The sequence below is a fragment of the Paenibacillus sp. TAB_01 genome, assembly GCF_043945595.1.
Classification (GTDB): domain Bacteria; phylum Bacillota; class Bacilli; order Paenibacillales; family NBRC-103111; genus Paenibacillus_S.
This window is the reverse complement of the sequence record NZ_JBIFNP010000001.1, coordinates 701,158-713,754: the sequence shown is the minus strand read 5'-3', so window position 1 is coordinate 713,754 and position 12,597 is coordinate 701,158. Positions and strand designations below refer to the sequence as shown.

The 12,597-nt window shown below is 53.1% G+C and carries 8 protein-coding genes and 4 pseudogenes; 8 read left to right on the top strand and 4 right to left on the bottom strand.

The window, feature by feature from the left end; all coding sequences use genetic code 11:
* Positions 1-21: 21 nt before the first annotated feature.
* The 4 genes and pseudogenes from glgP (at position 22) to ACHHV8_RS03490 (ending at position 5,952) form a co-directional block, all read left to right on the top strand.
* Positions 22-2,577 (top strand): alpha-glucan family phosphorylase, encoded by a 2,556-nt coding sequence (gene glgP, locus ACHHV8_RS03505; protein WP_395156787.1) that lies wholly within the window; start codon positions 22-24, stop codon positions 2,575-2,577.
* Positions 2,578-2,738: 161 nt separating this feature from the next.
* A pseudogene (locus ACHHV8_RS03500) lies at positions 2,739-4,191 on the top strand (IS1182 family transposase).
* Positions 4,192-4,433: 242 nt separating this feature from the next.
* On the top strand, positions 4,434-5,135 hold the full coding sequence (locus ACHHV8_RS03495; RefSeq protein WP_395156785.1) for a PilZ domain-containing protein: 702 nt from the start codon (positions 4,434-4,436) through the stop codon (positions 5,133-5,135).
* The gene (locus ACHHV8_RS03490; protein WP_395156783.1) at positions 5,125-5,952 is read left to right on the top strand and encodes an NAD kinase; all 828 of its coding nucleotides are present in this window, start codon (positions 5,125-5,127) and stop codon (positions 5,950-5,952) included. Before ACHHV8_RS03495 ends, ACHHV8_RS03490 begins: the two co-directional genes overlap by 11 nt.
* 142 nt (positions 5,953-6,094) lie before the next feature.
* Here ACHHV8_RS03490 and ACHHV8_RS03485 read toward each other — a convergent pair whose 3' ends face one another.
* Positions 6,095-6,691, bottom strand: a complete 597-nt coding sequence (locus ACHHV8_RS03485; RefSeq protein ID WP_395156781.1) for a YutD family protein — start codon at positions 6,689-6,691, stop codon at positions 6,095-6,097.
* A 159-nt stretch (positions 6,692-6,850) separates the two neighbouring features.
* A pseudogene (gene lipA / locus ACHHV8_RS03480) lies at positions 6,851-7,725 on the bottom strand (lipoyl synthase).
* A 163-nt stretch (positions 7,726-7,888) separates the two neighbouring features.
* Between lipA and larB the strand changes: the two are divergent.
* The 3 genes and pseudogenes from larB to larC (ACHHV8_RS03465) all read left to right on the top strand — a co-directional run bounded on the left by larB (position 7,889) and on the right by larC (ACHHV8_RS03465) (position 9,816).
* Positions 7,889-8,676: pseudogene (gene larB / locus ACHHV8_RS03475) on the top strand (nickel pincer cofactor biosynthesis protein LarB).
* A gap of 1 nt (position 8,677) precedes the next feature.
* A complete protein-coding gene (gene larC / locus ACHHV8_RS03470; RefSeq protein ID WP_395156779.1) occupies positions 8,678-9,070 on the top strand; it encodes a nickel insertion protein in 393 nt (130 codons plus the stop codon).
* Positions 9,055-9,816 (top strand): nickel pincer cofactor biosynthesis protein LarC, encoded by a 762-nt coding sequence (gene larC, locus ACHHV8_RS03465; RefSeq protein WP_395156777.1) that lies wholly within the window; start codon positions 9,055-9,057, stop codon positions 9,814-9,816. Before larC (ACHHV8_RS03470) ends, larC (ACHHV8_RS03465) begins: the two co-directional genes overlap by 16 nt.
* An 86-nt stretch (positions 9,817-9,902) precedes the next feature.
* On the opposite strand, the gene larC2 is transcribed toward larC (ACHHV8_RS03465), so the two are convergent.
* The gene (gene larC2 / locus ACHHV8_RS03460; protein ID WP_395156775.1) at positions 9,903-10,397 is read right to left on the bottom strand and encodes a nickel pincer cofactor biosynthesis protein LarC2; all 495 of its coding nucleotides are present in this window, start codon (positions 10,395-10,397) and stop codon (positions 9,903-9,905) included.
* Positions 10,398-10,536: 139 nt separating this feature from the next.
* Here larC2 and ACHHV8_RS03455 point away from each other — a divergent pair.
* A pseudogene (locus ACHHV8_RS03455) lies at positions 10,537-11,584 on the top strand (M23 family metallopeptidase).
* A gap of 80 nt (positions 11,585-11,664) precedes the next feature.
* Here ACHHV8_RS03455 and yunB read toward each other — a convergent pair.
* Positions 11,665-12,474, bottom strand: coding sequence for a sporulation protein YunB (gene yunB / locus ACHHV8_RS03450; RefSeq protein WP_395163411.1), 810 nt, complete (start codon positions 12,472-12,474; stop codon positions 11,665-11,667).
* Positions 12,475-12,597 lie beyond the last annotated feature (123 nt).

Here is a 12,597-nt window from a genome sequence, read left to right as displayed (position 1 = left end):
GCAAAGGTTAGGTGAAAAAGCATGGACATCCGATTCCCCTTTATAGACTTGAAGCTTCCCCAAGCGATCGACCGGCTGCCCGAGCTCGCTTACAACGTCTGGTTCAGCTGGAACCCGGACGCCCTGGAGCTGTTCGCCCGGATTGACCGGGAGCGTTGGGATCAGATCGTGCACAATCCGGTCCGTCTTCTGATGGAAACGGATAGATCGGTTTGGGAATCCTTAAGCCAGGATCAGGATTTCACCGAGCACTACCGGCGCGTAGTGGCTCAATGGGATGCCTATCTCGCCGAAACCACCTGGTTTCAGAAAACCTATCCGCAGCATACGAACGCCCGCATCGCCTACTTGTCCGCGGAGTTCGGGTTTCACGAATCGCTCCCCCTTTATTCCGGAGGCCTGGGCATCCTCGCAGGAGACCACTGCAAATCCGCAAGCGATCTTGGGCTGCCCCTGGCAGGCGTGGGGCTGCTGTATAAAAAGGGCTATTTCAATCAAAAATTCAACCGCGAAGGCCAGCAGCAGGCGGAAACGGTCACCTATGATTTCGCCAAGCTGCCTATTCTGCCGGTGATGAACGATCAAGACGAGCGGCTGACAATCACTGTCCCTGTAGCCGACCGCACCGTCACTTTGCAGATCTGGATGATTCAGGTCGGGCGCAACAACGTATACCTGCTCGATGCCGATCTGGAGGTTAACAGCCCATGGGACCGCGAGCTGACCGCACAGCTTTACGGGGGCAACCAGGATACCCGCATCGCACAGGAAATTCTTCTCGGGATCGGGGGCATCAGAGCCATCCGGGCTTTGAAGCTTCCTACCGCCGTTTACCATAGCAACGAGGGCCATGCCGCATTCCAGGCGCTGGAGCGCATCCGCGAGCAGCTCGAGGCCGGAACCCCTTTTCACGTCGCCGTCGAAATCATCCGGGCCAGTTCCGTATTCACGACGCATACGCCCGTACCGGCAGGACACGATGCGTTCAACGTCCCTATGGCCGAGCATTATTTGCAAGGCTTGCTGCGGCGCTGGAACGAGCATAAGCAGGCCTGGCTGCAGCTTGGCGTTGCGGAAGGCTCCACGCAGTTTAATATGACGCATTTGGCTTTGAATACCTCCGCTTTAAGGAACGGGGTAAGCAAGCTGCACGGCGAGGTGTCCCGCGATATGTTCCGCGCCTTTCACGGCAATATCGATGCGCGCGAGGTGCCGATTCAGCATATTACGAACGGCGTGCATATGGGCACGTGGCTGGCGCCTGAGCTTCAGCAGCTGTACAATCGTTTCCTCCCCGGCACCTGGCTGAAGCATCAATCCAATCAGGATCAATGGCAGGCCGTGAGCCTCCTCTCCGCCGAGTCCTTGTGGGAAACGCATATGGAGCTGAAGGAGAAGCTCGTCCGCTATGCCAGAGCCAATCTGCGGGAGCAGCGCAGGCGCAACGATATGCCGGCAGACAAGGTTGAAGAGGTGCGCGGATATTTATCCCCCCAAGCGCTCACGATCGGGTTTGCCCGCCGCTTCGCGACCTACAAGCGCGCCAACCTGATCTTCAGCGATCTGAACCGCCTGCACCGGCTCGTGAACGACGAGCACCGGCCCGTTCAGTTTATTTTTGCCGGCAAGGCGCACCCGGCCGATCTTCCCGGGCAGGAAATGATCAAGCAGGTGTACCGCATCTCCCAGATGGACCGCTTCCGCGGTAAAATCGTGCTTCTTGAAAATTACGATATCAATATGGCGCGCCATCTGGTGCAGGGAGTCGACGTATGGCTGAATAATCCGCGCAGACCTTATGAAGCAAGCGGGACCAGCGGCCAGAAGGCGGCGATGAACGGCGTCATCAATTTCAGCGTGCTGGACGGCTGGTGGGAAGAAGGCTACGACGGCAGCAACGGCTGGAGCATTCATGGCTCCAATGACGCGGACTGGCAAAAGCAGGAGCAGGAAAATACGGAATCGATCTACCGCCTGCTTGAGCAGGAAATTGTTCCTCTGTATTACAATCAAGGACAGCTGCCCCTGCAATGGATATCCCGCATGAAACGGTCCATTCAAACGCTGGCCCCTGTCTACAATACCGACCGGATGGTCATGGACTACACAAACAGCGTTTACGTGCCTGCGCTTCAGCGCACCTTGAAGTTTCTTGAAAATAACCATGACGCGGCTACAAAGGTTGCCGATTTCAAACGGTTCATTAAGGCGAATTGGCATCATGTGCGGATTCTCGAAATAAAAGACGGCGCGGGAAAACCGTCCGCCGGCCCGACCGCCCAAATCGCCTCCGTTTCCTCCGCTATGCGCAAGGAGATTTCAGCCACGGTCCGCTTCGGACCGGTATGGTATAAGGATACGGCGGTAGAGCTTGTTTATTACGAGGAACGCCCTGACGGCTGGCACCCGGTCGTCGTGCCCATGGAGCCTTACCGCGAGCTGGAGGACCGCGTGGTGCTGTACCGGGCAAGTATCCCTTCGCACCTGCAGCATCAGGCCCACTACTCCATTCGCGTCCGTCCCGTCAGCGCTAATTTTGCCACGGATTTCGAGCTCCCGCTTCTGACTTCGCAATAGATCTTTAGTTGTATTCTCCGCTCCCCTGACAGCCGCTCCCGGTTGTTTACGAGGCCACTGAAAAAGTCCATTAATGAAAAGGTACAGACTCTCAATATTTTGAGGGCGCTGTGCCTTTTTTCTTGTATACTTTAAAGTAATACGTCGGAAGGGTGAAGACCATGTTCCAGCCTCAACTTTCTTTTGCATTAAGCCCATACACAGCGCTATATGACCTCATCGTGCCGAAAGACAACATGCTACGCCAGATAAATGAGCTGGTTGACTTCTCCTTCGTCTACGACGAATTGAAAGCTAACTACTGTTTGGACAACGGCCGTAACGCCATCGATCCGTTGCGGATGTTTAAATATCTGCTTCTGAAAGCTATTTTCGAGGTGTCGGACGTGGATCTGGTCGAGCGCTCCCGGTACGATATGTCTTTTAAATACTTCCTTCAGATGGCTCCGGAAGAAGCCGTCATCGACCCGAGCTCCCTTACGAAGTTCCGCAAGTTGCGGTTAAAAAACATGGATCTGCTGGATCTGCTCATCGGCAAGACAGTTGAACTAGCTACTGCGCAAGGGATTTTAACGAGCACCTCCATCATCGTGGACGCGACGCATACAAAAGCCCGTTATAACCAGAAATCACCGAGGGAGATTTTACACGGACCGTTCCCGCAAATTGCGAAAAGCCATCTACTCTATCGACGAATCGCTGAAGGGGAAGCTACCTGCCAAGAACGCCGTGGATACGCTCGAGGCCGAGATCGACTATTGCCAGAAGCTCATCGAGGTTACCGAAACCGGGCTTGGTATCGCCCAACTGCCTAAGATTACAGAACCGTTGAATCTGCTAAAAGAGACCGTCGAGGATGACATAGAACAACTGCGCATCTCGCAAGATCAGGATGCGCGCGTCGGCCACAAGAGTGCAGATTCCTCGTTTTTTGGCTATAAGACGCATATTGCCATGAGTGAGGAACGAATCATTACGGCGGCAATTGTAACGACCGGAGAGAAGAACGATGGCAAGCAGTTGCAATCGCTCATCGAGAAAAGCAAGGCTGCGGGCATGGATGTAAAGACGGTAATTGGCGATATGGCCTATTCGGAAAAAGAAAACATCGCATACAGCAAGGAAAATCAGATTGAACTCGTCTCCCGGCTTAACCCACAAATCACCCAGGGTATGCGCAAAAAGGAAGATGAATTCGAATTCAATAAAGATGCAGGCATGTATGTATGCAAGGCAGGCCATATGGCGATTCGGAAAGCGCGGACAGGAAAAAAGGGAATCAGCAAAAACCAAAAGGACACTTACTATTTCGATGTGGAGCTATGCAAACGATGCCCCTTCAAAGAAGGATGCTACAAGGAGGGCTCTAAAAGTAAAACGTACTCGGTGAGCATTAAATCCGGGGAGCACGCCGAGCAGATGGCATTCCAGGAAACGGAGTATTTCAAAGAGAAGGCGAAAGAACGGTACAAGATCGAGGCCAAAAACAGCGAACTTAAGCACCGGCACGGGTACGACGTAGCCACGTCCTCGGGTCTGTTAGGCATGCAGATACAAGGAGCTATGGCCATATTCGCAGTAAACTTAAAGCGGATATTGAAACTGGCTGACTAAAAAATAGCGTAAAGCCCTATGAAAAATGCGGTACCCTCCGAGAAAATCGGAACAGGTGCCGCATTTTTTTTCGCCTAACGCCTGGACTCACCGAAAAAACGTAAGTTCTTCAGTGGCCTCGTTGTTTACGGGGGGCGTTTTTGACTAGGTCCAAATTCCTGCCATTGTGTTATTGTCGAATATTGATTATGATGGGAGTATGGATTGGATGATGTTTACAACTACTCTTCTATGGTGATTCTATGAATTGGAACCAAGTGTTAGCTTTTGAAATGGTTGCGCCTCGAATGAGCTGCAGCCTGATTATAGTCGGGGAAACCAAGGAAGGCACGCCTTTTTGCTATGAGGATCAGTTCACCCTTCAGAAGGTGGAAGAAGAGCATCTGGTCGTCTCTTTGGAGTTCCATACGATGAATCCGTTGGAAAAATTGCATCATGTATGTTTTATTGAATTTTCTTTCCGCGAACGGGGCATTTTGTATTATGCGTTCGTTGATCTTCTCCAGCTGGAGAACAAGCGTAACGTTATTTATTTAAAGCTGTCCGCACCGCAGGAATTAAGCGTGTTCCAGAACCGGAGATTTCAGCGGCTTCATCTGCCTTCGCGGACACCGTTGACATGCCGTATTGTCGGCATCCGCAAATCCTCCACTCATCAGGGCATCGCTTTTACAGGACATATTCAGGATATTTCGGCCGGCGGCCTGTCATTCGTTACGAATACGCGCATCTTTTATCCGCTGTATCTGGAGCTGAGCTTCGTGCTTCCTGGACCATCCCCACAAGTTTGTCGTGCACGGGGAGATTGTCAGGGTATCCAATTTCAGCAACGATTCGTACCGTATTGCCGTCGAATTCCGCGATATGCCGGAAAGCCTGACGCATCAAATCGACGAATACTGCTCCCGACCAACAGTGTAGGAGGAAAATCTTTTGAAGTATAATGTGATACACCGCGGCGACGACATCTCCATCCAGCTCATGCAGACATTTCACAAGTTAATCGGCCAATACGGTCTGGTACATGAAGTGGAGCATCCGGATGTGGTGCTGTCCATCGGAGGCGACGGCACGCTGCTGCATGCTTTCCACCAGTACAAGGAGCAGCTGGAAACGATCGCTTTCGTAGGCATTCATACGGGCCGGCTCGGATTCTTCGCCGACTGGAAGCCCGATGAGGTGGAGAATCTCGCAGAGCTGATGGGAGAAAGCGCCCGGCAGAACGATTTGCGGGTCGTCAAATATCCGCTTGTGGAAATTCAGATTACAACTCCTCAGGGTATCGAAACGCAGCTGGCGCTCAATGAGTTCACCCTCAAGGGCGTCGATGCCACGTTAGTTGCTCAACTACATATTAATGACGAGCTGCTGGAAACGTTCCGGGGCGACGGGATCTGCATCTCCACCCCGGCCGGCAGTACGGCTTACAACAAGAGCTTGGGCGGGGCTATTGTCCACCCTTCCCTGGATGCCATCCAGATTGCAGAGATTGCTTCCATCAATAACCGGGTGTTCCGGACCCTCGGATCACCGATTATTTTACCGAAGCACCACCACTGCGACATGTATCCGCGGGCGAATCAGAACATTCTGCTGTCCCTCGACCATGTCTACACGCAGCGCAACGATATTTTGTCGATCCGCAGCATGGTGGCTGCCGGCAAGAAAGTAAAATTCGCCCGCTTCCGTCCGTTTCCGTTCTGGAGCCGGGTGCGTGAAGCCTTTATCGGCTATGAGCCGCTCGGCGAAAGCAAGTCCTGATCCGAACAAAATCCCCTGTATGCAGACCGATGATTCGAATTCCAACGGCTGCCTGCAGGGGATTTTTAGCTTGGGCAGAACAAAACCGGCCCCTCTTCGCAGAGCCGGTTCCACTGCTTAATAATCCGATTGATTCGGAAATTTATGGCTGTTTTGCATGCTGCTTCGGTGACTTGTTGTTCTGATTTTGCGATGATCCCTGGCCTTGATTGCGCTGCTGGTGCTGGTTGCGGCGATGATGCGGCTTGTCCTTGGAATGATGATGCGGCCGCTCCCGGTGCTGGTGCTCCGACGGCTTGGATTCCTGCTGCTGCGCAGGCTGCTTCGGTGCATCGGCTGCCGGAGCGTTCTGCGCCGCTCCCATCGCGGTCGAAGGGACCTGCTCCTCTTGGCTGGAGGCCGGTGCCTCTTCCTCTCCCTCCGTGCCGCCCGCTGCATCCGGGTTAGCTTGCTGCTTCGATGGGACCTTCTCGATAATAAAATAAGCGCAGCCAAAATTGCAGTATTCATTAAGATAATCCTGTAATGTGGCGATAGACGATTCCTTGGTCGCCTTCGGGTGCGTTTCCTTGAAGAAACCACGCAGGCGAAGCTGATTATATCCCCAGTCGCCGACGATATAATCGTACCGCTCCAGTACTTCGCTGTAACGGTCCCGGAACGCCTCCGGCTTCCAGCCGTTTTTATGGTCGACTACCACTTCGTATGTTCGGTTGGCGATATGGATCAATGGGCTCATCCCTCCTAATAAAGCATTGGCTTCAAGCAAAAGCCTGCGGGAAACCGGAGTTCCCGGCGAAACAAATCATTCGAAAGCGTATTCTTTCTTTATATATTAGAAGAGAAGCGTCCGCATGCACCTTCCCTCCGTCTCTCCTTGGGGCCAGTGAGTAATGTATTAAGCCTGCTGAGCCGATTTCACCTGCTCATGCGCATGGTAAGAGCTGCGACCAGCGGACCCGATTCCACATGGTTGAAGCCGCGCTTCATGCCTTCGGCTCTCAGCTCTGCGAACTGTTCCGGCGTATAATAGGCGATGACCGGCAGATGGCTCGTCGTAGGCTGCAAATACTGCCCAATGGTCATAATATCGCATTGAACGGCTCTCAGATCTTCCATCGTCTGCAGAATCTCTCCCCATTCCTCTCCTACGCCCAGCATAATACTGGATTTGGTCGGGATGGACGGAGCGATCTTCTTGGAACGCTCCAGCAGCTCCAGCGATCTGCGGTATTTGGCCCGGGCCCGGACTTTATCGGATAACCGTTCAACGGTTTCTACGTTATGGTTCAATATATCCGGCTTGGCCTCAAGCACCGTGCGCAGGGACAGCTCATTACCGAGGAAATCCGGAATCAGCACCTCCACGCTGCACATCGGCAGTCTTTTACGGATCGCTGTCACGGTTGCGGCAAAAATCGAAGCCCCACCGTCCGCCAGGTCGTCACGGGCAACCGAAGTTACGACAACGTGCTTCAGCCCCATTTGCTCGGCCGCTTCCGCTACGCGTTCCGGCTCGCCTAAATCCAGCTCGGTCGGCAAACCGGTCTTTACCGCACAGAAACGGCACGCCCGCGTACAGATGTCTCCCAATATCATAAAAGTTGCCGTACGGTTCGCCCAGCATTCATGAATGTTCGGGCATTTCGCTTCTTCACAAACCGTATGCAATGTCTTGCCGCGCATCATATTTTTTAATTCTTTAAAATTATCTCCTGTGGTCAGCTTAATTTTAAGCCAATCCGGTTTACGCTCGATCGGTTGAGTAGCCATGGCTTCTTTCCCTGCTTTCTCGGTTCACTTTGTCCAATTCTCTTGAAGCTATTATAACAACGAAAGCTCGAACAATCCACTTTCCTTTTGAATTGTGATAAACTAGGAAGGAATCCGAAAGGATACGCAATTATACATAACTATGTCGGAGGATTACGTTTACATGATAAATGTGGAAGCTATTTTAAAGCTGGTTCGTTCCGGTGACTTGGACGTTTCGGAAGCCCAGAGGCATTTGGAGGAGTTGGCCAAAGCCGCCGCCTCTCCGGCGGACCGCGTAGATGATTTGGGCTTCGCCCAGCTGGACATCGACCGCGAAAGACGTACAGGCTTTCCCGAAGTGATCTTTGGCGAAGGTAAAACGGCCGAGCAGATCTGTACCATTTTTCAAAGATTCATGGAGCATAACGACCGTGTGCTGGCGACCCGAGTAAGCAAGGACAAGGCCGAGCGGATTCAGGAAAGCATCGCAGGTCTCGCCTACCATCCCGAAGCGCGCGTCCTGACTTGGGTGAAGCCCGGTCCGTGACACCCCCAAGCTCCGATTATGTCGCCGTAGTCTGTGCCGGGACATCCGATCTTCCTGTCGCTGAAGAAGCGGCGCTTACCGCCGAGCATATGGGCTGCCGCGTCGAACGCGTCTATGATGTAGGCGTAGCGGGTATTCACAGGCTGTTTAGAAGGCTTGACGTGATTCGTAATGCAACCGCTATCGTCGTTGCGGCAGGAATGGAAGGCGCTCTGACCAGCGTGATCGGCGGCCTGGTAGCCAAGCCGGTCATAGCCGTTCCTACAAGCATCGGCTACGGCGCCAGCTTCAATGGATTGGCCGCGCTGCTCGCCATGCTGAATTCATGCTCGCCGGGAGTATCGGTCGTGAATATTGATAACGGCTTCGGCGCAGGATACAACGCTTCATTAATATATAAAATGACGACAAAGAGGGGTTAAGATGAAAATAGCTTATTTGGACTGCTTTTCCGGCATAAGCGGAGACATGACTCTCGCAGCCTTAGTGGATGCGGGCGCAGACCGCGGCTATATAGAGGAAGAGCTTAGTAAAATCAGCATCGAACCGTTCACCCTGGATTGGAAGCGAGTGAATAAAAAAGGGATCTCCGCCCTCAAAATGGACGTCGTGCTCGATCCCGATACTCCGCCTACCTACCACCGCCATTATTCGGAAATCGTCAAGCTCATCCATGCCGCCGGCTTTAAAGAGCGGGTGGTTCAGCTAAGTTTGGCTATTTTCGATAAAATCGGCGTGGCGGAAGCCAAAATTCACGATGTTCCTGTGGAAAAGCTGCCCATTTTCACGAAGTCGGCGCTATGGACTCCATCGTAGACGTTATCGGCGTAGCGCTGGCAATGGACTCGCTGGATGTAGAGAAGATCTACTCCTCGCCGGTTCCCCTCGGTTCCGGCACCGTCCGCTGCGACCACGGCATCTATCCGGTACCGGCACCGGCTACTCTGGAGATGATGCGCGGGCTGCCTATCGCCCCGACTCCTTATGCGATGGAAATGACGACGCCTACGGGCGCAGGAATTATTTCCGGAATCGTGGATGAGTTCGCCAAGGGCTATCCTCCGATGATCGTCGAATCGATCGGGTATGGCGCGGGCACACGCGATCTGCCGAACCAGCCGAACGTCCTGCGGGTCGTAATCGGGAAAGCGGATCCTTTTATCCATAAATATCAAGTGTACCCGGCTGCAATTCAAGCGGCGCCGGAAGCGCACACCCATCATCATCATGAACACAGCCATGATCACGGTCACTCGCATAGCCATGATCATCACCATGATCACGATCATTCGCATAGTCACGATCATCATCATGATCACGATCATTCGCACAGCCACGATCATCACCATGATCGCGGTCATTCGCACAGTCACGATCATCACCATAATCACGATCATTCGCATAGTCACGATCATCGCCATGATCACGATCACTTGCATAGCCATGAGCAGCATCATGATCACGACCATTCGCACAGCCATGATCATCATCATGGGCACGACCACGATCATTCCGAGACCAATGCGCACAGCGGCGGGACTCATACACCGTTGAAGCAATAAAAATAAACAAGCCGCCGGAACGGGCCAATGCCTCGTTCCGGCGGCTTGTTTATTTGATCGGGTAGAGGGTGAAAGGCCTGGCCGGCCTAAGCTTTTTCATTGAGAAAAAGCCTGCGCACTTCGTCATACACCTGCTTTAAAGGAACTCCATGCGCCTTCGCCGCCTGTTCACACTCTTTAAACTCAGGGGCAAACTGAACCAGCTCGCCGCGGTGATAGCCGCATTTCACATGAATGTCTCCCCACGGCGTGCTCACTTGCCGGAATTCTCGGCCCAGCCGATGGCAGGCCGCGCGAAGATAACGCAAGCCAATGGTAGTCGTCTCACGGAAAATAATCTCTTCCACGGCCGCAAGCATACGCTCGTCCAGCAGGACATTCAGCATAACGCCGGGACGGCCTTTTTTCATAATAATCGGTACCCAGTACACATCATTGGCTCCCGCATCAAACAAACAGTCTCCAACGAACGAGCACAGCTCCGGATTCATATCGTCGATGTTCGCTTGAAGCAGCAGCATATTTTCGTCCACATGCTCTTCTCGGTGCTGAAACCCCATCTCTTCTCTCCTTCCAGCCAATTTGACATATGCTGCTATTATAAATGGCTTCCGCCCGGAAGAAAAGGAGCAGCGGAGGATAAAAAAAACTTCTCCAACACAATCTATAGGTAACTATTATATTGCCGAACAGATTTCTATTGTGGAGGGAAAATTGCTTATGGCAGCGACATGGAAACGTTCTGTCCTTGCATTAACTTTAGGTGGAAGCCTGCTGCTCGGTTCCTCGCTGCAGGCAGCCGCCGCGCCGCAGCCGAAAGCGCCGAAAGCGGACCCCAAAAAAACGGAAGCCAAGAGCATGAAAGCCGTATTCACCGAACGCAAGGACCTATTCGATAAAATCAGCGCCGTAACCGGGATTCCCTGGTATTATTTGGCCGCAGTCGATCAATATGAACGGACGATTAATCTGGCGCGCAAGCGTCCCGCGGGAGACCGGATGATCGGCATTTATTTTTCCGAGCTGCAATGGTGCGGGCTGATGAATCCCGATCATGAAGATTCGAATCAGGCTACCATCGCGTTATTCAACGGCATAGGCCGGGACGGCTCCGGTGACGGCAAGGCTGATCGGTCCAACGATATGGACGTACTTTACTCCATGTCCATGCTCCTGTTGAAATACGGAACGGTCGAAGACGGACCTGCGTATCGGCCTGTGGCAGTATTACCAAAACACGCGCAGCGTGGAACGAATCCAGCAGTTCGCCAAAATCTACAGCACGTTCGATACGCTGGACCTGCACGAGCATACTTTTGTCATGCCGCTGCGCTCCGACTATTCCTATCGCAGCACTTGGGGGGCAAGCCGGGGCTGGGGAGGCTACCGGATCCATGAGGGAACCGATCTATTCGCCGGTTATGGGGTTCCCGTCCGAAGTACCGCGTACGGAATTGTCGAGGTTATGGGCTGGAACCCGTATGGAGGCTGGCGAATCGGCATACGCGATTTGAATAACGTGTATCACTACTACGCTCATTTGTCCGGGTTCAATAAGGAAATCAAAGAGAACGACATCGTCAAACCCGGCCAAGTCATCGGATGGGTCGGCAGCTCCGGTTACGGCAAGCCGGGAACGTCCGGCAAATTTCCGCCGCATCTGCATTACGGTTTGTACCGCGACAACGGGCTGACGGACTGGTCGTTCGATCCTTACCCGCACCTGCGTAAGTGGGAGCGCGAGGAACGGATGGGGACGAAGAAATAACGGGAGCGGCACGATTTTTCAGCTTCCCCCGCATAATGAACGGGCAGCTCCAGCCTTTGCCGGACCTGCCCGTTTTCATTTTATTTTGGTGCAGCAGCGCTGTGCCCGATGTCTCCTGCGCCTTCTTTTCCTGCGTCCTGCATGGCGCCTTCCTTCGTCGACGGCGTACTGACCTTCGGCAGCGCCAAATTGGGCAGCGTAGGGGCGTTGCTGCCGCCTCCTACCGGATTGCCTTTGCCGTCGTAATAATAAGCCGGAACATCTCCCACAACGAGCGCATACGAAATCGGAACCTCCGTCTCCACGATCTCAGGCACCGCGTCAAATGGAATGATGACCGTCACTTCCGCCGTAATGCGGATAAACACCTCGACCAGAATCATGTTAATGCCCGCGTTCTGTGTACGCGTATCCAGATCGACCTTGACCGCCCCGGCAGGTACCAGCCGAATCGGAATATTCGGGCCGAACGAGGCCAGAATCGTGCTGTTCATCGCTTGACCCAGCGGGATATGCTCCCGGATATCCTTCAGGCCGGTAAGCTGATTTTGTACCGTAGAGATGGTATCCGCGGTAATCTTCATATGCTCGGCGTAATTCAGCATGAAGCCGGTAATTTTCCCGTTGGTGTCCGTTCGCCAATCGATCAGCTTGTCAAAATTCGTATTCCTTGCGATTTTGTCGGAAATGGCGGCATTGATGGATTGCGTCGCAATCTGCTTGATCCGGATTTTGGCCAGATTGGTCAGTGGCGGGGTCAAATTTTTCTCAATATAAATAAACGACTGCACCATAAACAAGAGCAGAATGATAAGTATGAGCACGATGTTCCGTTTGGTCCGACGCACTCCCGTCGGGCTGCTTTTCCACCTGCGCCTGAACACCAGCATTCGCACGCTTAAGTCCCCCCTATCTGCTAAGGCATGTACGGAAGTACTATACAGCTTATGCATCGAGGCGGAAAAAAGAAGAGCAGGCCCTCCTCGGTCAAGGAAAGGGCCTGCTCCGGCCTG